The sequence below is a fragment of the Zoogloea sp. LCSB751 genome (genome assembly GCF_002028455.1).
In the GTDB taxonomy this organism is placed as follows: domain Bacteria; phylum Pseudomonadota; class Gammaproteobacteria; order Burkholderiales; family Rhodocyclaceae; genus Zoogloea.
The window spans coordinates 1-216 of sequence record NZ_MWUM01000733.1 but is presented as its reverse complement, the minus strand read 5'-3'; the positions used below and the strand labels follow the sequence as shown (position 1 = coordinate 216).

General features: G+C 68.1%; 1 pseudogene. It reads left to right on the top strand.

Annotated elements, in window-relative coordinates:
- Positions 1 to 216 (top strand): annotated as a pseudogene (locus tag B4920_RS28380) (IS4 family transposase); the annotation flags it as partial.

Sequence of the window (216 nt, the reverse complement as noted above, 5' to 3'; positions counted from 1 at the left end):
CCGGATCGTCAAGGCGGCACGCTGGAGGTCACGTGCGTGATCGCCACCGAGATCCAGGCTCCGGCAGGCTGCAAGCCGGTGTGCTGGCGACTCCTGACCAACCGGGCGGTGCCGGGGCTGGAAGAGGCGGTCGAGCTGCTCGACTGGTATCGCGCCCGCTGGGAGATCGAACTGTTCTTCCTGGTGCTCAAGGAAGGCTGCCGGGTCGAGCGCCTG